At 31.9% G+C, this 20,848-nt stretch carries 17 protein-coding genes and 2 tRNA genes; 11 read left to right on the top strand and 8 right to left on the bottom strand.

The window, feature by feature from the left end; genetic code table 11:
• Positions 1-151 precede the first annotated feature (151 nt).
• From QLQ94_RS17095 to QLQ94_RS17105, 3 genes are all read left to right on the top strand, one after another.
• Positions 152-727, top strand: coding sequence for a hypothetical protein (locus QLQ94_RS17095; protein ID WP_271334840.1), 576 nt, complete (start codon positions 152-154; stop codon positions 725-727).
• Between the two features lie 124 nt (positions 728-851).
• Positions 852-1,649: a hypothetical protein gene (locus QLQ94_RS17100; RefSeq protein ID WP_271334839.1), complete on the top strand. Its 798-nt coding sequence runs from the start codon at positions 852-854 to the stop codon at positions 1,647-1,649.
• A 36-nt stretch (positions 1,650-1,685) separates the two neighbouring features.
• A complete protein-coding gene (locus QLQ94_RS17105; RefSeq protein WP_271334838.1) occupies positions 1,686-2,213 on the top strand; it encodes a hypothetical protein in 528 nt (175 codons plus the stop codon).
• A 68-nt stretch (positions 2,214-2,281) separates the two neighbouring features.
• Here QLQ94_RS17105 and QLQ94_RS17110 read toward each other — a convergent pair whose 3' ends face one another.
• Both QLQ94_RS17110 and lepB read right to left on the bottom strand, forming a co-directional pair.
• Positions 2,282-3,916 carry an IS1182 family transposase gene (locus QLQ94_RS17110; protein WP_072959494.1) on the bottom strand — a complete coding sequence of 545 codons (1,635 nt, stop codon included), beginning with the start codon at positions 3,914-3,916 and terminating at the stop codon, positions 2,282-2,284.
• Between the two features lie 150 nt (positions 3,917-4,066).
• Complete coding sequence (lepB, locus tag QLQ94_RS17115) at positions 4,067-5,674, bottom strand: signal peptidase I (protein WP_271334837.1); 1,608 nt, start codon at positions 5,672-5,674, stop codon at positions 4,067-4,069.
• 375 nt (positions 5,675-6,049) lie between these two features.
• Between lepB and QLQ94_RS17120 the strand changes: the two genes are divergently transcribed.
• A complete protein-coding gene (locus tag QLQ94_RS17120) occupies positions 6,050-6,613 on the top strand; it encodes an adenylate kinase family protein (protein WP_271334836.1) in 564 nt (187 codons plus the stop codon).
• Positions 6,614-6,744: 131 nt separating this feature from the next.
• Positions 6,745-7,260 (top strand): hypothetical protein, encoded by a 516-nt coding sequence (locus tag QLQ94_RS17125; protein WP_271334835.1) that lies wholly within the window; start codon positions 6,745-6,747, stop codon positions 7,258-7,260.
• Between the two features lie 127 nt (positions 7,261-7,387).
• Here QLQ94_RS17125 and QLQ94_RS17130 read toward each other — a convergent pair whose 3' ends face one another.
• Positions 7,388-8,593 (bottom strand): PQQ-binding-like beta-propeller repeat protein, encoded by a 1,206-nt coding sequence (locus QLQ94_RS17130; RefSeq protein WP_271334834.1) that lies wholly within the window; start codon positions 8,591-8,593, stop codon positions 7,388-7,390.
• A gap of 305 nt (positions 8,594-8,898) precedes the next feature.
• Here QLQ94_RS17130 and QLQ94_RS17135 point away from each other — a divergent pair, with 305 nt between their 5' ends.
• Positions 8,899-9,513 carry a tetratricopeptide repeat protein gene (locus tag QLQ94_RS17135; RefSeq protein ID WP_271334833.1) on the top strand — a complete coding sequence of 205 codons (615 nt, stop codon included), beginning with the start codon at positions 8,899-8,901 and terminating at the stop codon, positions 9,511-9,513.
• 472 nt (positions 9,514-9,985) lie between these two features.
• Entirely contained in the window at positions 9,986-10,921 is a 936-nt protein-coding gene (locus QLQ94_RS17140) for a DUF2268 domain-containing putative Zn-dependent protease (RefSeq protein WP_271334832.1), read from the top strand.
• 207 nt (positions 10,922-11,128) lie between these two features.
• On the opposite strand, the gene QLQ94_RS17145 is transcribed toward QLQ94_RS17140, so the two are convergent.
• From QLQ94_RS17145 to QLQ94_RS17160, 4 genes are all read right to left on the bottom strand, one after another.
• Positions 11,129-11,206 (bottom strand) — tRNA-Val (locus tag QLQ94_RS17145).
• Between the two features lie 324 nt (positions 11,207-11,530).
• Positions 11,531-12,253, bottom strand: coding sequence for a two-component regulator propeller domain-containing protein (locus QLQ94_RS17150; RefSeq protein ID WP_482497932.1), 723 nt, complete (start codon positions 12,251-12,253; stop codon positions 11,531-11,533).
• 42 nt (positions 12,254-12,295) lie between these two features.
• Positions 12,296-12,610 (bottom strand): two-component regulator propeller domain-containing protein, encoded by a 315-nt coding sequence (locus tag QLQ94_RS17155; protein ID WP_427401294.1) that lies wholly within the window; start codon positions 12,608-12,610, stop codon positions 12,296-12,298.
• A gap of 344 nt (positions 12,611-12,954) precedes the next feature.
• Positions 12,955-13,029: transfer RNA gene (locus QLQ94_RS17160), tRNA-Val, on the bottom strand.
• 264 nt (positions 13,030-13,293) lie between these two features.
• On the opposite strand from QLQ94_RS17160, the gene QLQ94_RS17165 reads away from it, so the two are divergent.
• Together QLQ94_RS17165 and QLQ94_RS17170 are read left to right on the top strand one after the other, a co-directional pair.
• Positions 13,294-15,081, top strand: a complete 1,788-nt coding sequence (locus tag QLQ94_RS17165) for an ABC transporter ATP-binding protein (RefSeq protein WP_271334829.1) — start codon at positions 13,294-13,296, stop codon at positions 15,079-15,081.
• A 38-nt stretch (positions 15,082-15,119) separates the two neighbouring features.
• Positions 15,120-16,436: a porin family protein gene (locus QLQ94_RS17170; RefSeq protein WP_427401292.1), complete on the top strand. Its 1,317-nt coding sequence runs from the start codon at positions 15,120-15,122 to the stop codon at positions 16,434-16,436.
• Between the two features lie 100 nt (positions 16,437-16,536).
• Here QLQ94_RS17170 and QLQ94_RS17175 read toward each other — a convergent pair whose 3' ends face one another.
• Positions 16,537-17,706 carry a proline dehydrogenase family protein gene (locus QLQ94_RS17175; protein ID WP_271334827.1) on the bottom strand — a complete coding sequence of 390 codons (1,170 nt, stop codon included), beginning with the start codon at positions 17,704-17,706 and terminating at the stop codon, positions 16,537-16,539.
• A 272-nt stretch (positions 17,707-17,978) separates the two neighbouring features.
• On the opposite strand from QLQ94_RS17175, the gene aroB reads away from it, so the two are divergent.
• Together aroB and QLQ94_RS17185 are read left to right on the top strand one after the other, a co-directional pair.
• Entirely contained in the window at positions 17,979-19,046 is a 1,068-nt protein-coding gene (gene aroB / locus QLQ94_RS17180; protein ID WP_271334826.1) for a 3-dehydroquinate synthase, read from the top strand.
• Between the two features lie 298 nt (positions 19,047-19,344).
• Complete coding sequence (locus QLQ94_RS17185) at positions 19,345-20,748, top strand: type III PLP-dependent enzyme domain-containing protein (protein WP_089481697.1); 1,404 nt, start codon at positions 19,345-19,347, stop codon at positions 20,746-20,748.
• Positions 20,749-20,848 lie beyond the last annotated feature (100 nt).

Below are 20,848 nucleotides of genomic sequence, written 5' to 3' on the forward strand. Positions count from 1 at the left end.
GTGATTTTATGAATCTTTTCCTAAAACTATTTTAATAAAATTAAAAGAAGTTTTTATAATCAAACTGAGTCATAAATATTCAGCGTTAATTAGTTGTATAAAAATGTTTATGTATATTAGCAAATCAGGCTCTTTAAAAAATTCGACACTTATGAAATTTTTCAAATCTTATTTCTCTATATTAGGCCTGCTCCTATTAACAGGATGCGTAGGAAACATGAATCCTACAGGCGGAAATTCTTCGCCAAATTACCCTTATTTTATTACTGCAGAACCATTGGAAGTAAAAAAGATAATGGTCCCAAAGGGAACAAAACTAGTTTACGAAGAGCAATTCTTCAAAGAAGGAAAACAAGATAAAATGTTAAGCGAGGAAAAACTAATTACTATAGAGTTTCCCACTGGCCAACCCATAATTTGGGGCGGTGTTCCTGTAACTTCGATCAACAAATTTTTTAATTCAGAAATGCATGGATTTACAGTTTATGCGGATTTTGAAAAATTAAGTGCCGATAAAAAAACTAAATTTTCGCAGCTATGGCAAAGTTGCAGTAATGATTTAGGAATTACAGTCAAGAATATTGGAGATTGGTCTTTTAATACCGAAAACATTTCTGATGTTGACGACTGTAGTGTGCTTTATCAACGCTATTTTAAGAACAATAAAAGACAACAGGATTTTTTGGATGAAATTTATTCTGAAATGCTAAAAGTTGGTTCAAAATAAAATATAGTATCTTCTTTTGTTTCTCTGGTGAAATTGAAATCAGTAATAATTTAATGATATTCGTTTAGTAATGACAGGAAACTGATTATGTAAATATTTCCAGAATCAAAAATCAAAAAAAACAATGAGAAAAATAATTCTTCCAATTTTTTATATTTTATTGCTAATATCTTGCAGGGAAAATGAGCATCAGAAAGAAAAAACTACAATATCTGCGACTTCTAAAATTAATTTAGCAAAGGAAAGCGCTAATAGTGAGAAAAAAAATATAAATCATTTATTTGTTGCCAATGGCGGTTCTGTTTTATACATGAAAAATGGAGAAAGGAGATCTCAGGCCAGATTTGACACAGATGGTAACTTTGTAGACGAATTGCTGAAAGTTGCACGTGAGGATGGCAAATACAAAGATTATGACAATTATTTAATGGAAGAAAAGGACACTCTTAATTTTTTTGAAGACTTTGGAAGAATTAAATCCGATTGGCTAATTTTGAAAGGAAACGAAATAACAAATAAGCAGCAAGTAGTTTCTTTTACAAGTCCAAAAAATAAAAATTCGCAAGATGTCAGGACTGTAGAATCAACTCAGTTAATTCTATTTAATCCCGAAATTAAACATTTTAATGATGAAAATTCTGTTGAAGCTGAATCCTATTTTACAGCAATGGACGATTGGGCATATTACTCAAACGAATTGAGGGAGTTTTTTAAGAAAAAAGGTGTAAAGTCTTCTTATAATGAAAAGAGATATTTAGAATTTAAAATCGAAAATAATAAGACAATACTAATTGATACAAAAAGTAAAATAAACAATTATACTCCAAATGCTTTATTATATAAAAAAGGAAAAACACCCATTATCTTGCATTTGATAGCGAGTGATAATGATCCTGATGAAATTCAAAGCTATCTGAAATAATAAAAACTATCCAATAAACCATAAAACACAACAATTATGAAAAACAAAATTTATTTTATAACACTCCTATTCGTCGGCATTTTATTATTTTCCTGCTCATCCGATGACAATATGGATCATCAGAATGATTTTGAAAAGAGTCAAAAAGCCTGGCTTGATTTTAAAGAATCCTCAAATAATTCGTATAAATATGTTGTGTACGGAGGATCTGTATTTACCGCATATGGTTGGGAAACAACACTAACAATATCAAGCGGAAAAATAATTCAACGAGATTTTAAATACACCGGTAAAACGGAAAATATTCCTGAAAATAAATTATCATGGACAGAAAATGAGAAAGAAATAAATAGTCATGAACTTTCAGCTGCTGCAAGTCCTTTAACGTTAGATGAAATTTACGAAAAAGCTAAAACACAATGGCTGGTTAAAAGGAAAAATGCAAACACTTATTTTGAATCAGAAAACAACGGTTTAATTTCTAAATGCGGATATGTAGAAAACGGTTGCATGGATGATTGTTTTGCAGGAATTTCAATTAAAAACATTGTAGCTTTAAAATAAAACTTTACCCAGAAAATAAAAGAGGTTGTCTGAAAAGACGACCTCTTTCTTTTATTATACTAGTAAATTTACAGAGTGTTTCTTGAAAAATGTAAATTTGGGCTAAAATGGTCTTCTATAAACTTTTCTAAAGCTTCTACGAGATCAAAAATGAGGTTAAAATTGCCCAAACGGATTTTAGCGATCCATTTAGAAAAGTTGTGAGCAATAGCAATCAGGCCAAATTCAGTATTTACTTTGGCTGTTTTGGTAAGTGTAAATCTTTTAAATCCTTTGTTTTGCTTGATGTTACCAAAAACCGGCTCTGGTTCAATACATCTTTTACTATAAATTTCCCTGCCCAATTCACTTTCTAAATTCTCTCTTGCCTTGAATTTCAGTCTTTGAAGATTGTGATTAATTTCTATCCGTCTGTTCCCCTTAGCTTTAAAGCATTGCCCCCGCAGAGGACATCCTGCGCAATTTAAAGCCTCATATACCGAATGATACTGTTCAAAACCAGTTGTAGTTTTTGATTTCTTAGTAAAGATACGAGGCATTTGCTGCCCCATTGGACAAACCAAAAAGTCTTGCTCATTATTATGAAACAGGTTTTGTGCGTGGAATAAATTGTTTTTATGCTTACGGGTCTCTTCGATACGGTACATGTTGTAGGGAACAAAAAAATCAATTTCTTTGTCTTCAAGGAGTTGATAATTTTCCTCACTTCCATAGCCCGCATCGGCTATAACTTTTGCAGATTGTTTGCCGTAGTTGCTTTTGAATCCTTCTAAGTGAGTCTTTAATGTGGTAAAATCAGTAGAAGTCTGGTGGGTGGAGTAATGTGTAATAATTTGATTTTCTGTAGAAATCTGAATATTATAACCCGCTTTTAATTGTCCGTTGCCCATATGATCTTCTTTCATGCGCATAAAAGTAGCATCGGTATCGGTTTTCGAATAACTGTTTCTATCCCCCAGAATTTCGAGATGTTTCTCATATTCTTTAAGTTTTACAAGCTGTTCTTTCTCGAGTTTTTGAAGTGATTTGTTCTGCTGTTTACTCAGCTTCTGCTTTTTTTCACTTTGGTTGATCTCGTGTATTTTTTCTTCTAATTTCTTACTGTCTACCTTGGTATCAGTTTGGTTATCAGTATGCATAATGTCTGACTCGATAGCCTGACCAATATCTGCCAGAACAGCATCGATTTTTCCCTGAAGCCTGTCTTTATGTTTTTCAACTGCTTTCTTCCACACAAAGCTGTATTTATGTGCGTTGGCTTCTATTTTAGTACCATCAATAAATTGTCTCTCCAGGCTAATGAGCTCTAAATCTACCATCATCAGAACGACCTGGCTGAAAAGTTTTTCGATATTCCCTTTTAATTTTTTTCCTCTAAAGTCATTGATAGTTCTAAAATCCGGCTGAAGTCCTCCCGAGAGCCACATAAAATATATATTCTCCTTCACGGCTCTAGCCAGCTTTCGGCTGGAATAGGTATTATTGAGATATCCGTAAAACAATATTTTCAATAACATCTTAGGATGGTAGCTGGATCTTCCACCGCCTTTAAACTGTGATATAATCTCGGAAATTTCCAACTGTTCAACAACACTGTCTATTAATCGGGCAGAATGATTCTCTGGGATCAGATCATTTAAATTCAATGGAAAAAGATCTTGCTGGTGAACCGAATGAGGCTTAAAAACTGGCTGCATAATCATTGATTTTAGTACTTAAATATAAGAAAAATCAATGTGTAAAACAAAAAAAAACTGCCCGAAATTACTTTTCGGACAGCCTCTTTTTTGTGATCTTTAAAAATCTGCGTACAAACCATTCTTAAAGGCTTTAGACAAACATTCTCTAAAAAATTACTCTTTTTTCTTTTTCTTTATTATTTTATTGGCCACTGTGTAAAGTGCTATTAATACTAGAAAATGTATTAAATAAGATTTAGATTCTCCTTTTCCGTTTACTACAGAAAAAACTCGATTCCATCTTACTTTGTTTATACCGCTTCCGTCCTTGTCCCAGCTAAACCAGATAAAAACTGGTTTTCCTATAACATGATCAAAAGGAACATACCCCCAAAATCTTGCGTCTAATGAGTTTTGGCGATTATCACCCATCATCCAGTAGTAATCTTGTTTAAAAGTATAAGTGGTACTGGTTTTTCCGTTTATTGCAATGTCATTTCCATGAACTTTTAAATCATTGTGTTCATATTCTTGGATAATTCGCTTATAAAAAGGAAGTGTTTTTACATCTAATTTTATAGTTGCTCCTTTTTTAGGAATATAAATAGGTCCAAAATTATCTATATTCCAGCCTAAAGAAGGAATATTAGGAAATACACCTCCGTCTTTTCCTTTTGGTTCCAAATATTTTTTTACACCTTTTACTACTGGATTGTTTGCTAATGCAGCGGCCTCCTTATCTGTTAATGTCAAATAATACTGTCCCTCATTTGTAAGTGCAAAATTTCCGTTTTCGTACTTCATACCTTCTCTGGCTCCATATCTGTGCACAAGAGCATCCTGACTAATAGTTGCTCCTTGAGTATCTATAATAAAATTATATTGGGTCTCTGCACTTTCCGGTAATTGTGGTATTTTGCCATTGATATAAACGTTTCCTTCACGGATTTCTAAAGAATCGCCGGGTATTCCGACACATCGTTTTACTAAATTTGTTTTTTTATCAATTGGCTTGTAATAATTTCTATCCGGATGAAAGTTATCCATATCACGCAAAGTATCCGCAGGCTGATTAAAAACTACAATTTCATTACGTTTAATCTTTTCTATTGCAGGAAATCTAAAATAAGGCAATTGAAATTTGTTTAATAAAGACGTTTCTTTTTTTGTCGCATCATCACTAAATAGATATGATTTTACACCCGTTAGAGGGATTGAGTCGTGTACCATAGGCAATGCAACTGAAGTCATTGGAGTTCTTGCTCCAAAATTAATTTTGCTTACAAACAAAAAATCACCAATTAGCAATGTTTTTTCCATTGAGGAAGACGGAATCGTAAAGGGCTGTACAACATAAGTATGCACCAATGTAGCCACGATTATAGCAAATAAAAGAGAACTTATAGTATCTTCGGTTTTAGTACCTGGTTTTAAATCTCTATTCTCAATATAGGTCAGTTTGTCACTGGTATAGTTTAAAAAAGTAATATAAAATCCTAATGTCAGCAAGACTAACGCAGTATCTAATCTTGAATTTTTACCAAAACTTCTAATGGTTTCGATCCATACGACAGGAATTACCAAAAGATTAATAATGGGAATAAAAAGCAACACAACCCACCAACGCGGACGATTTATGATTTTCATTAAAATGATTAAATTATAAATGGGTATAAAGGATTCAACAGGCCTTCTCCCCGCTTTTAAATAAAGTTTCCATGTAGATAATCCATGAACAAGCTGCAGGATTAAAATAAAAACGAGCCATTCTGATACATTCATAATTTTTTTGATTTTTATAAGTTGCTTTTATCTGTAACCATTCTATAAGTAGTCTTTTAACTAAATTGTTACACATCGTCTAAGTTAAAAATCAGTTAAGACTTCTGATCTTTTGATTTTTGTTAAAAAGACGTGTCTTTTATACGATCTGTAAAAGATTTAAACAAGATAACTTCTGGTCTATTTGATGCTATTCTCAATAAAAATCAACTAATTATAGTGTATATATTTCTTATATTCGCTTTGAATAAAAACCATTCAGGAAATAGAAAGCAAATAAGACTTTTCCAGATGCAACACTAATGAACTTGGGCATTTGAGAAAGTTTTGTAATTATTATTTGCAAGATAGATGGAAATAAAACAATCAACATAAATGGAAATATTAATAATAACCGGACCGCCTTATTCAGGAAAAGGAACGCAGTGCAATGTATTAAAAGAACTTCTTGATTTTGAACATATTTCTACAGGAGACAGATGCAGGGAAGAAAAACATAATAAGACCGAAATAGGAAAGATAATATCTGAATACGAAGAAAAAGGAGATTTAGTTCCTGACGCTATAATAAAAGATCTTTTTGATAAGATATTGGAGGAAAACAAAACAAAACCTGGAATAATTTTAGACGGTTATCCCAGAACCAAACCTCAGGTAGACGATTTAATTGGGCTGGTGAATTCAAAAAATATGAAAATTGGAAAAGTTCTAAATATCGATGTTCCAAAATCTGAATTATTGGTCAGAGCTAAAAAAAGAGCCGAAACGTCTGATCGCAAAGATGACAAAGACCCTCAAATTCATATAAAGAGAATTGAGATTTTTGAAGAATCCACAAGACCCGCAATTGAATATATGAAATCAAAAATGAAAGTACTTACTTTTGATGGCCTTGGAACGATTGAAGAAATTACGGAAAGAATCAAAGCGAGTTTGTAATAGCTATTATTTACAATAAATACATTTTTTTTTTGAGAGACAAACGAAAACAAAAAAGCAGAGAAAAAACATCTTTAAAGAACAAGGAGAAAAAAACAGAACGATTACATTATCGCCTTTTAATATTTGCTATGATTTTTTGTATAGTAAATTTAACTTTTATTGAAAATAAAACTATTGGGCACGATCCCAGGTATCAAATTTATGTTTTTTGGTTGCCAACAATTATCGGAATACTATTTTTTGGAATTTATAGAAGAAAATTTTTAATTAGAAAATACCAAAGCTTTAAAGAAGTATACCTTAAAATATATGTGATTGGATTTTATTTGTTACAAGGGATTTTAGTTTCGTATTTAAGTTTTGGTCAAATCGCAGGTATAGTCTGGAATTATATAAATAAAAAGGAAGCAGAAAAAAATCCGACTGAAATAGTAATTTGCAATGTTAAAGGATTTTACACTAAAAAAAATCCAGATATAAGTTTTACTTTTAAAGATAAAATCGAAGTTTTTTCGATTACTTCTGAAATGAACCGCGAAAATTATAATCGTAATCCGAAAGATTTTGCATTAGAAGTAATAGTACAAGAAGGAATCTGGAATTACTATATTGTTAAACATTGGAGTTTAAAGAGGATCAATTAACGATCTGTTACAGTTCGATTTTTGCCATATTATATAATAATAATAAATCAATGTTTACATACATTATAATAGTTTGTAAAAAACAATTATAAAAAAAAAGCTGTCAGGTTTAGACAGCTTTTTTTTCTTATCGAATTAGTTTCACAAATGCATTATAAACATCATCCTTAATAGAGGTTCGCAAATAAACTTCATTTTCATCCTTTGTCTTAAATTCAAATTGAATTAAAGCAGCGTCAGAATAATAAAACAAGGATTCATCCTCTGCAAATTCAAGATTTGAAATAGGTTTCGTTGTTAGTTTTACTTCAAATGCAATTTCACCATTTGCTAAATCTATTTGAAAAAGTTTCGCTTTATGCGTATATCCCCAAATGTTGTCGCTTTCTTCAATGATATAGACGATATTATCACCTTTAAAGTCGGTTTTCCAGATCTGAGTTCCTGTTTTTGAATCCAAAGCATATATCGAAGAGGTCTCTGCTCCTTGTGCTGCAAAATATATTTTTTTGTCTTTACAGAAGATACGTTCCTTGATGCTGTATTGATTTTCATCTAACTTAAATTGCCATAAAACATCAAGTTTATTAGGGCTTAAAGCAAAAAGTGTATTCTTATCATTTGCTACAAATATATTTTCGCCATCTGTTACAGGTTTTCCGGACATATTTTCCTCAAACGTTTTTTGATTAAGGAGTTTTCCTGTATTTGCTTCAAAACTATAGAGATTCTTCGCAGTCTGGGCAAAAACTTTGTTATCAAAAAAGAGAACCGGAATGTCATTTTGTGAAGAATCCAGCTTGTAGTTCCATATTAAACTTCCGTTTTTTATGTCAAGAGCGTAAATGTTATTATTTGGACTTTGTGTAGTTATATATAGTTTTCCATCATTTATAACAGGAACTTGATTTTTTAATATAATTTGATCTGTAATATTGCCTAACCTTGATTTCCAGAAAAGTTTACCGGTCTGGTTATCAATTGCGAAGATTTCACCATTAATAAAAGGAACGTACAAAACTCCGTCTTGCAATGTTATTTGATTGGCGCACATCTCAGTATTAGAGTCTGATGCTTTTACAGTCCAGTTAAGTGATTCAGAATCCATATTAAATGAAAAAAGAGAACCGTCGTAATCATAAACCAGGATCGAATTTTTATCTAATGGAACTTTTTTAAGCGGATTTACAGATGTATTAAAAACCATATCATCAAGCGTTAAAATCTGATTATTTGAATAATTAGTTTTACTAGATTTTGAGATGGTTGGCATTTGCGCAAACATATTTATGACAGTAAACAGGAATAAAAAAGTTATTAGTTTATTTTTCATTTTAAGATTTGGGTTTGATAAAATATCTAAATCAAATATAGTAAAAAATTAAAACTAAATTTTAAAAGAAAATACGCTACATAAAACACATGTTAAGACATTGGAAAGTTTAATCGAATTACCATTTTTTATCGTATTTTCGTTTCCTTTAAAATGCTCTTTTTCTTATTTTGTAAGCGTATAAAAGCTTTAGAATATTGCTGTAATTTTGAAAAATCACAAAGTGTTCAATCAAATAACAGAAAAAAAATAAAACTTAAGCAATTAGAATTTGCTTGTTTATTTAAAACAAATATAACTATCAAATGAAATTTAAGTCGGCTCTCATTTTATTCATTTTAATTGTCAATGTTTCATGTATGAACGAAAGTGATTATTATAATAGAGGAATAGAAAAAAGTAAATTGGGAGATCATCAGGGAGCAATATCAGACTTTTCAAAAGCAATAGCGTTAGACAAAACTTTTGCGGAAGCTTATCGAAGAAGAGGAAGTGAAAAAGCCTATGTAGCAGATTATAGTGAAGCTATAGAAGATTATTCTAAAGCGATCGAACTTAATCCTGAAAACTCTTCTTCTTATTATGGCAGAGGATTAGTAAAAATTGATTTAGCGAATTATCAAGGTGCTATACAGGATTTTACAAAAGATATAAAACTGCATCCTACTTCCTGGCCTGCCTATACCGATAGAGCTTTGGCTAAATATTATTTAAAAAATTATCAAGGTGCAATCGATGATTGTACAAAAGCAATAGAAATACACCAGTATATGGCGGCAGAAGCTTATTACAACAGAGCACTTGCTAAATTGAAACTAGGAGATAAAACCGGGGCTTGTTTTGACTTGAAAAAAGCTGACGAGCATAATTTAATAGACGGACAAAGATGTCGCGATACATTAGAAAAATATTGTAAATAGCTTAAGTTATACTATAAAACTCCTTAGTTTCTTAAGGCGTTTTTTAAATTAGTTTCACAAATGTATTATAAACATCATCCTTAATAGAGGTTCGCAAATAAACTTCATTTCATCCTTTGTCTTAAATTTAAATTAAAGCAGCGTCAGAATAATAGAACAAGGATTCATCCTCTGCAAATTCAAGATTTGAAATAGGTTTTGTTGTTGGTTTTACTTCAAATGCAATTTCAACCTTTTTACTAATTAGATATGAAATTTATTAAGAATTTTAATAAAAAGAATGATCCCAAATGATTTCTACTTACCTTAAAAAAGGTTACTGTTTTGTAGTAAAAATATTTCTTATATTCGCTTCGAAAAAACTCAAATACTATTTAAAAATCAGTAAAGAAAGTGATGCATCTACCACTTTTACGTTAATTATTACTGATTTATGCTACATTCTATAAAAATGCATTTAAAAATTTTAATTATGAAGTCAAACTTTGTTATCACAACACTTTTTATTGTTTTTTCTAATTTTCTCTTCGCACAAAGTAATTTCTCAGACAATCCCTTAGATGCAGTTTTTGAAACAAAAGATTCGAAAATTTTTTGGGAAGCATTTGACAAAATGCAGAAATCAGGACAAAATCCATTTATTGAATATATGCAAAAAGGCTCTCCGGGTGTTAAGGGATTTACTGAAAACAGAATAATCAATGCAGACTCTCTTTTTGCTGTTGTGAAGAAAAGAAAATCAGACTATGAGCTTTCAAGAAATGTTCTTGACGGTATATCTTCCAAAGAAAAAAGAATAAGGGCTATTTATAGCGCATTAAAATATTGGTATCCGGATGCAAAATTTCCTCCTGTTTACTTTGTTTATGGCAGATTTAACTCGGGAGGCACTACTTCTCCCGATGGAATTATTATTGGAATCGAAATGCTTAAAAATCTCGATGGAGTTTCAGGTTTAATTGCGCACGAACTCATCCATTATCAACAAAATATAAAAGGTCAGGATATGCTCTTGAAGTGGTGTTTGCTTGAAGGAGGTGCAGACTTTATTGGCGAACTTATTTCTGGAGAATCTATAAATCAGTTTTCATATAAATACGGACAGCAAAACCTGGATAAATTAGCTCAGGAATTTGTAATGAGATTAAAAAATGTTGATTACCAAGATTGGCTATATGGAACCTCTAAGAAAGATGATCGGCCAAATGATCTAGGATATTGGATGGGCTATAAAATAACCGAATCTTATTTTAACAAACAGAAAGATAAGCAAAAAGCAATTGAAGAAATATTAAATATAAAAGATCCATTGCTGTTTTTAAAACAAAGCGGTTTTTTAGATGCGTATATTGAAAAGTACCAAAAATCAAAAAAAAAAAGTTATGATGATTTTTTCTTGAAAAACTAAAGGTTAGCTTATTTCGCGACGTTAAACAAAGCAAAACTTGAGTTAGAACAATTTTACCTTAATTAATATTCAAATGAAAATCAAAAGAAACACAAACATATGAAATTATCATATCAAATACTTTTAACGACCAATCCAATGGGATTTGCAATCAGTGCCCGCAACAATAGGACATAAAAAAACTCCTTAATTTCTTAAGGAGTTTCTTGGTGGGCGATGAGGGGTTCGAACCCCCGACCCCCTCGGTGTAAACGAGGTGCTCTGAACCAGCTGAGCTAATCGCCCTATTTTACTAGGCTGCTATCGTTATGTGATTGCGAGTGCAAATATACAGCTAGATTTTGTATTTGCAAGCCTTTTTTGAAAAAAAATAAAACATTTTTATATAGTATTATTTATCAGTCTTATATGCGAATTCAAAATGCTTTTGTAATTTTCGTAAGAAATGTAAAATCTAAAACAACAAACTAAAGCATGAAAAACGCCTTAATTTCTTAAGGAGTTTCTTGGTGGAACGTTAGGGATAGTAATCAAACACTTAACTCCAATTTTTGATTTTTTTTCAAAAAATATAATCAAATTTTTGGTAAATTTGCCTTTGTGCTTGTTCTAATATTTTCTTTCAAAAGAAATACCATTAAATCGATATACACCACTTGGACTTGCTCCTCCAAACCACAATTCTCCTTGTTTGGTTTTATATATAGTCCAAATATGTTTACTCTTGACCCCATCCTTTTTAGTGTAATTTTTTACGGATTTGCCATCATATCTCCACACACCAGATTCTAAAGTCCCAAACCAGATGTTTCCCAATTTATCCTCTCCAATAGAAAAGACTCTTTCAAGAGAATTTCCCTTACTGTCTTCCTTTTTTAGTTTTTGTTGCTCTGTAAAATTGATTGCTTTTATTCCTTCATATTTCAAGACGCCAATTCCATTATTCCCAATCCAAAGATTCCCTTTGCTATCCTCCATGATACTACGAATATGTAAATGTCCTGTTTCGTCATTTAATCCCAAAGAAGCATCGTTTATTATTTTAAAATTAGAACCATTATAGCCAATCACAGCACCGAAAGTCCCAAACCAAAGCATTCCATTTTTACTTTTGACAAAAGTTGTTGAAATTGAATAATGATTCTCCTGCCCTGACTTTGTTTTAACTGTCAATGCGCGATACGAAAGCTTTTTTCCGTCATACTGATAAACACCTGGATTTCCTTCCTGTTTGTTGTAAGACTCTATTTCATTACCTTTAAACCAAAGGTCACTGTCATTTAATTTCCACTTGTTTTTTGAATTATAATCTTTTTCTTTAAAAATAGTCATTTGGCCCCCATCATAAGTACTTAATCCTTTGCCACATTCAAACTAGACAATGCCATTCCTGTCTTCATAAATATTTCTGACCTGATTATGACTTAATCCATTTTCTGTCGTGAAATATTGGAGGTTTCCATTTTGAAGTAAACACACTCCTTCGTTGTAACTGCCAAACCAAATATTTCCTTTGCTATCTTCTAAAATTGAACGAATTCCTGTAGTGTATTTCAATCTTATGGTGTTGTTCTTATTCTCAACAGGTTGATTACTTTTTTTAGTTTGATTAGTACAAGAGATTGTTGCAAAAATCAGAAATATGCAGCAAAGGTTAAATATATATTGACTATCTAATTTTAGTTTCATCTTAATGTTTTATTCGTGGCTCACAATTTGTACATACCGTTTCAGAACGATATCTTACTATTATGTTCATAAGGCAATTTACTATAAAGTTTCAAAAATGCCTCTGCAGAATCATTTAATGCTAAAAAAAAGCATTTACATCAAAATTCAGATGTTTCAGTAATATAGAATACCTTTTTGGACTAACTAATATTTACGCTTAATTTTTAATGCTCCACAGGTTTTCGTGTTGATCTACTTATGCTTAATTTTTACGGATCAATCCATATAAACAATAAAACTCATAAAAGTATAAAACAAAAAAAACTCCAAAATCAAGTGACTTTGGAGTTTTTATAATTTTGTGGGCGATGAGGGGTTCGAACCCCCGACCCCCTCGGTGTAAACGAGGTGCTCTGAACCAGCTGAGCTAATCGCCCTGTTTTACCAGGTTGCTATCGTTATGTGATTGCGAGTGCAAACATACAGCTAGATTTTGTATTTTCAAGCTTTTTTAGAAAAAAAATGAAATAAATTTTAGCTTTTTTATTTACTAATCTATTTTTCAAGTTTTTAAAAAATAAATAAAAATTGATAAATCTTTATATTTAGTTAAAAACACAAATCCCTTGCCCTAATTTATAATATTACTTTGTGTTCACTTGCTATAGTCCTATATTTGCATACCTTAATTGTATACTCAAATGGCAAGATTTAAAGAAAATGATTTACCAAAATCAAAAATTACCGCTACTTCACTCAACAAAGCAACAATAATATTCAAATACGCCGGAAACCACCAATGGAAATTTTATGTTGGATTGGTTTTTCTTTTGCTTACAGGAGCCACTGCCCTCGCCTTTCCTAAATTAATGGGAATGTTGATTGACTGCGTAAAAAACAAAAATAACGATCAGGCCAATCAAATCGCATTGGGATTAATTGTTATTTTATTTCTTCAGTCCTTCTGTTCGTTTTTCAGATTGTCATTGTTTGTCAATTTTACCGAAAACACATTGGCAAACCTGCGTTTGTCTTTATATACGAATTTAGTAAAACTGCCAATGACCTTCTTCTCTCAAAAAAGAGTTGGAGAATTAAACAGTCGAATCAGTGCTGATATTACTCAGATACAAGATACATTAACGTCGACAATCGCAGAATTTTTGCGTCAGTTTATACTAATTATTGGTGGGGTTATTTTATTGGCTACAGAAAGTTTTAAATTGACTTTATTAATGTTAGCCGTAGTTCCGTTAGTAGCTGTCGCTGCTGTAATCTTTGGTCGTTTTATTAGAAAATATTCTAAACAAGTACAAGATCAGGTTGCCGAAAGCCAGGTTATTGTCGAAGAAACAATGCAAGGAATCAGCATTGTAAAAGCATTTGCAAACGAATGGTATGAAGTTGCCCGTTATAAAGGAAAAATTAGCGAAGTTGTAAAATTGGCTATAAAGGGCGGAAAATACCGTGGTTATTTTGCATCATTTATCATATTCTGTTTATTTGGTGCCATCGTTGCGGTAGTTTGGTACGGCGTACGTTTGAGCATCGCCGGAGAAATGAGCGTGGGTCAATTGATCTCATTTGTATTGTATTCTACATTTGTAGGTGCTTCATTTGGAGGAATTGCCGAACTATATGCGCAAATTCAAAAAGCAATTGGTGCTACAGAGAGGGTTTTTGAATTATTAGAAGAAACTCCAGAGAAAATAAGCGCTACACAAAACGGAGCTTCTTTAGAAAAAATCAAAGGAAATGTTTCTTTCAAAAACGTAGCTTTTAGTTACCCTTCAAGAAAAGAAGTTCAGGTTTTAAAAGATGTAAACTTTACGGCTGAATTCGGGCAAAAAATCGCCATTGTTGGTCCTAGTGGAGCAGGAAAATCAACCATTTCTTCCTTACTTCTGCGTTTTTACGATATTGAGTCCGGAGAGATTACAGTTGACGGAAAAAACATCTACGATTATGATTTAGAGAATCTTCGTGGTAATATGAGTATTGTTCCTCAGGACGTAATTTTATTTGGAGGAACTATCAAAGAAAATATTGCTTATGGAAAACCTGATGCTACAGACGAAGAAATTATGTTGGCTGCTAAACAAGCCAATGCTTTGAATTTTGTAGAAGGTTTCCCTGAAAAATTTGAAACAGTTGTTGGAGAACGCGGTGTAAAACTATCAGGCGGCCAACGTCAGCGTATTGCGATTGCAAGAGCATTGCTGAAAAATCCAAGTATTTTAATATTAGATGAAGCGACATCATCTTTAGATAGTGAAAGTGAAAAATTAGTACAAGAAGCGTTAGAACTGTTGATGGAAGGAAGAACAAGTATTATTATTGCTCACCGACTTTCGACTATTAGAAATGCGGATAAAATTTTAGTTTTAGACAATGGAAAAATAACAGAAGAAGGTACACACCAGGAATTGATCAATCTTGAAAATGGTACTTATAAAAATTTAAGCAATCTTCAGTTTAGTAACTATTAAAGAGACGAAAACACTATTAACTATTTTAAATTAAAAAAATGCCACACCTTAGAATCGTTTTAATCCTACTATTTATTATTATAAACACAATTAATGTCCTGGCTCAGGAAAAACCTTTTAACGTTGTAAATATCACTCCTGACGGATCAAAATACATCAAATTTGGAATGAACCTTCAGGTTTGGGGAAGATATTCTGAATTGAATCCTAACAGTAAAATAGGAATAAATGAAGTCGACGAAACTTTTGATGTTGTTATCAGGCGTCTGCGTTTGCAGGCAATGGGAATGCTGACAGACAATATATTTTTTCATCTTCAGTTAGGTCAGAACAATATTAATTTTACACAGAATAACGGACCTTCAAATGCACCACTTTCTGTTATGGATGCTTTGGGGGAATATCATTTTAGCGATAAACTTCATATTGGTGGTGGTTTGACAAGTTGGGGATCCGGTACAACACGTTATTCCTCAAATAGTTCGTCAGCCCAACTGACTTTAGATACACCAATGTACCAACAAATTGCAAATATATCCTCTACTTTTGGCAATCGTAACTTGAGTATTTATGCAAAGGGGTATCTTGGAGATTTTAGCTATAGAATTGCGGTTACTAACCCTTACAGAAATACTACGAACAATATCGGTTTTAATTCTACTGTTAGTCCGGAAACACCAAGAGCACAATATGCAGGGATTTTAACCTATCATTTTTTAGAAAAAGAACAAAATCTTGAAGCTTATAACAGAGGAACTTATCTAGGAACTAAAAAGGTTTTTAATGTTGGATTAGGCTATATGACGCAAGCCAATGCAATGTGGCGTTTAGATACTGATGGTTCAGGTTTGGTTCATCACGATGATATGAAAGTATTAGGATTAGATGTTTTTTATGATAGTCCAATTGGAAATAATGGTTCCGCAATTACAGCTTACGCAGCCTTTAATAACAATAATTACGGAAAGAATTATATACAATCTATCTCAATCCCTAATCCTGCGATTGCTGATCCTTCATTAATAAATGGTTCAGGAAGCGGTTTTATAGGTGTAGGAACAGGAAATATCTATTATGCACAAGTTGGTTATTTATTTAAAAATTCAGATAATGACGCAAAAAAAGGTCGTTTTCAACCTTATTTAGCCGCACAAATAGCTGATTTAGACGCTTTGAATACGCCAATGAGCATGTATGAAATTGGTGCTAATTATTATACGACAGGAACTTTTGGGCCAAAATTCAGTTTGAATTATCAAAACAGAGCCGTTTATGATAAGGCCTTATTAAATCCTAAATACACTCAGGCAGACCGTTTAGGCATGGTCGTTTTACAATGTCAGGTTTCTTTCTAAATAAAAAAATACAAGCGCAAAAAAAGCTCCAACGAAAGTTGGAGCTTTTTTTATGTAAACTATAAACTATAAACTATAAACTGCAAACTGAGACTAAAAACTATTTCCCCTTTCTACGTTTACGTTCTGCTTTTATCATTGATAATTCGCGACTTGTTTGTCCTGCTACAGAAGTATTTTCTTCTGCACGACGAATCAGGTAAGGCATAACATCTTTGACAGGACCAAACGGCAGGTATTTTGCAACATTATAACCGTTTTCAGCCAAATTATAACTGATATTATCACTCATTCCGTACAATTGTCCGAACCAGATTTTATTATCGTTTTTAGCAATTCCGCTTTCTGACATCATTTCCATCAATTTATAAGAACTCGACTCGTTGTGAGTTCCTGCAAAAATTGACATTATCTCTAAATGCTCTAACATATAATGTACAGCAGCATCATAATTAATATCTGTTGCTTCTTTAGAAACACAAATTGGCGAAACATAATTTTTCTCTTCCGCTCTTTTGTTTTCTTTTTCCATATAGGCACCGCGAACCAGTTTCATTCCAATAAAAAAGCCTTCTTTCTTAGCGGTTTCGTGCAGGTTTTTCAAATAATCCAAACGGTCCCAACGATACATCTGCAAAGTATTAAAAACAATCGTTTTTTCTTTATTGTATTTGCGCATCATTTCAGTAACGAGATCATCGGCAGCATCCTGCATCCAGCTTTCTTCACCATCAATTAATAAAGCAACATCTTTTTTATGTGCTTCACTGCATATTTTGTCAAAACGAGCAACTACCCTATTCCACTCTTCCTGTTCAGCCGGATTCAAAGTTTGTTTTTCGCCCAGTTTCTCGTACAGTTCAAAACGCCCTAAACCAGTTGGTTTAAATACAGCAAAAGGAATTGCAAGGCGTTCTTTGGCAAAATCAACTGTTCTTAAAGTCATTTCTAATGCCGCATCAAACTGTTCTTCCTCTTCTTTTCCTTCTACAGAATAATCCAATACAGACGAAACCCCTTTGGTAAACATTTTGTCTACTACACTAAGGCAGTCATTTTCGTTTATACCACCACAAAAATGGTCGAAAACAGTTGCACGAATTAATCCTTCTACCGGAAGATTTGCTTTTATGGCAAAATTGGTAACAGCAGTTCCTATTCTTACTAAGGGCTGGCTGTCGATCATTTTAAAAAGAAAATAAGCTCTGTCAAGTTCCGTATCGCTTTTTAACGAAAATGCAACTTGAGTGTTATCGAATATTTTTTCCATTAAGGTCAGTTTTTTGTGCAAATATAGACAGAGTTTTAAATATTATTTACCAAAACATCGCATATTTTTCAATATCGTTAATAACATTATTAAAAATATTACATAATTAAGCATAGGTTTCTTGCCGCAATAGGATTTTAGTTTACTGAAAAATAAAATAAACCGTCTAAAACTCAAATAAAATCGTTCGTTTTAAAACAAATTAGAACAAAACTTTGAATATTATTTAGTTAAAAATGCCTTATTTTGCGTTTTCAATTAACTACAGAAATATGCAATCTATTCAAGCCAATAATTATCTCGTTCATTTTAATCAAAATGCATACGAAGCACTAAATAATCACTTAAAAGAAAATAAATACTCTAATTTGTTTATTATAGTTGATAATGATACAAATGAGTATTGTTTGCCAAAGTTTTTGCCCTTACTTGAAACTGATTTAACAATCGAAATTATTGAATTTGAATCAGGAGAAATCAATAAAAATATTGAAACTTGTATCGAAATCTGGAAAGTATTAACAGAACTAGGTGCAGATAGAAAATCTCTTGTGATAAACCTTGGCGGAGGTGTTGTAACAGATTTAGGTGGTTTTGTTGCTTCAACTTTCAAACGTGGAGTTGATTTTATAAACATTCCAACAACCCTATTGTCAATGGTAGATGCTTCTGTTGGAGGAAAAACGGGAGTTGATTTAGGGAATCTTAAAAACCAAATAGGTGTAATTAACGTACCTCAAATGGTATTAATTGACACTCAGTATCTTGAAACCTTACCACAAAGCGAAATGCGATCCGGTCTTGCAGAAATGTTAAAACACGGACTTATATATGATGCTGGTTACTGGAAAAAGTTTTTAGATTTAAAAGCAATTGACTTTGCTGATTTTGATGAATTAATTTATCGTTCTGTTGAAATTAAGAATGATATCGTTATACAAGATCCAACTGAAAAAAATATTCGTAAAGCATTAAATTTCGGACACACATTAGGTCATGCAATCGAAAGTTATTTTCTGGAAAGCGAAACTAAAAAAACATTGTTACACGGTGAAGCCATTGCTATTGGAATGATTTTGGAAAGTTACATCTCATTGCATAAAAACTTGATCACAGCAGAAGAATACGCTGAAATAAAAACGGCCATTAAAAGCATTTATGATGATGTTATTATAGAGGAAAATGATATCGATCCGATCCTGGAATTACTGATTCACGACAAAAAAAATGAGTACGGTTTAATTCAATTTGCATTAATTGAAGGAATCGGAAAAATAAAAATTAATCAATCCGTTGAAAATAAATTGATTCTAGACGCGTTTCAGGATTATAAATCTTAAACTTTTTTTAATAAAAAGCTTTGCATTAGGTATAGATTATTTTTTACATTTGCCACGATGAAAACAAACAATAAACAAAGACAATTCAGTTCTTATAGAAACCGTCTCAATAGTTCCTTGCTAAGGATGTTGAACCGTTTTTATAATAGTAAAAGTCCGTTCTATTGCGATGTTTTTTTATACTCGAAAGCAGAACATGAAAAACTGCAAATTGTATTTGCGAATATTAGGGTTTGAATTTTAGATTTAGCACAGTTTTCTAAATTAAAAAATACATTTCTAAATATCAAAAAATACAATGAATACAAAATATTCTGATCTAATAAATCAAACGTACTATTTTCCACAAACGGAATTTAAATTAAACAAAGACAATCTGCAATTTCACAATATCGATTTGATGAAGTTAGTGGAGCAATACGGTACGCCATTAAAATTTACTTATTTACCACAGATTTCCGAGAACATCAATAAGGCAAAAGCCTGGTTCAGAAAATCAATGGAAAAGAATAAATACGATGCAAAATATTACTATTGTTATTGTACAAAAAGCTCTCATTTTGAATATATTATGAATGAAGCTTTCAAGAATAACATTCACATAGAAACATCATCAGCATTTGATGTTAATATTGTAGAAAACTTGCTTGAAAATGGCAAAATCAACAAAAGTACTTATGTTATTTGTAATGGTTTTAAAAGAGACGAATACATTACCAATATTGCACGATTAATCAATAGCGGACATAAAAATACTATTCCAATTATTGATAATTATGAAGAATTAGATTTACTTCAGGCTGAAATTAAAGGAAAATTCAAAATTGGAATCCGTATCGCAGCTGAAGAAGAGCCTAAATTTGAGTTTTATACCTCTAGATTAGGTATTGGATACAAGAACATAGTTTCTTTTTATAAAAAACAAATCCAGGAAAATGACCGATTAGAGCTTAAAATGCTTCACTTTTTCATTAATACCGGAATAAACGATACTTCTTACTACTGGAATGAGTTAGTAAAATGTATTAAAGTATATATTGCGCTTAAAAAGGAATGCCCTACTCTTGATGGTCTTAACATTGGAGGTGGTTTCCCTATTAAAAACTCTCTTGCATTTGAGTACGATTATCAATATATGATTGATGAAATTATCAATCAGATTAAAATAGCTTGCGATGAAGCCGAAGTTGATGTTCCAAACATCTTTACTGAATTTGGATCATTTACTGTAGGTGAAAGCGGTGGCGCAATCTATCAGATTTTGTATCAAAAACAACAAAATGATAGAGAAAAATGGAATATGATTGATTCGTCATTCATTACCACTTTGCCGGATACTTGGGCGATAAACAAACGATTTATCATGCTGGCGGTTAACCGCTGGAACGATACTTACGAACGGGTTTTATTAGGAGGTTTGACTTGCGATAGTGACGATTATTACAATTCAGAGCAAAATATGAATGCCATTTATTTGCCTAAATACAGCAAAGAAAAACCATTATATATTGGTTTCTTTAATACTGGTGCGTATCAGGAAACCATTGGAGGTTACGGAGGTTTACACCACTGTTTGATTCCACAGCCTAAACATATTTTAATAGATCGTGACGAAAACGGCATTTTAGCCACTGAAGTTTTCTCAGAACAGCAAACTTCTGATGATGTATTGAAAATTTTAGGATATACTAAAAAAGTATAAAAAAAAACCTGCAAATTAAAAGTTGATATCTATAAAATTATTAATTTGCAGTATCATCCAAAAAGGTTAAACTTTTAATTCAAAAACAAAAAAAAACAAA

It is taken from the genome of Flavobacterium sp. B114r, assembly GCF_056824125.1.